1 tRNA gene is annotated in these 213 nt (G+C 46.9%); it reads left to right on the top strand.

Features of this window, described 5'->3' with window-relative positions:
* The first annotated feature begins 132 nt into the window (after nucleotides 1–132).
* Nucleotides 133–208 (top strand) — tRNA-Ala (locus H4J57_RS19775).
* The last annotated feature ends 5 nt before the right edge of the window (nucleotides 209–213 follow it).

Here is a 213-nt window from a genome sequence, read left to right as displayed (position 1 = left end):
GTAACAAGGTAACCCTAGGGGAACCTGGGGTTGGATCACCTCCTTATCTTGAAGTAAAAACAGTTTAATGGAAACTTCGGTTTCACGAGTGTCTACACAAATTACATGATAACAAATTAGAAGAATCCCGATGGGGCTATAGCTCAGCTGGGAGAGCGCCTGCCTTGCACGCAGGAGGTCTGCAGTTCGATCCTGCATAGCTCCACCATCTTA

The sequence above is a fragment of the Colwellia sp. BRX8-7 genome (genome assembly GCF_014077275.1).
Taxonomy (GTDB): Bacteria; Pseudomonadota; Gammaproteobacteria; order Enterobacterales; family Alteromonadaceae; genus Colwellia_A.
The sequence above is the reverse complement of the archived record's forward strand: the minus strand, read 5'-3'. Positions and strand labels throughout refer to the sequence as shown.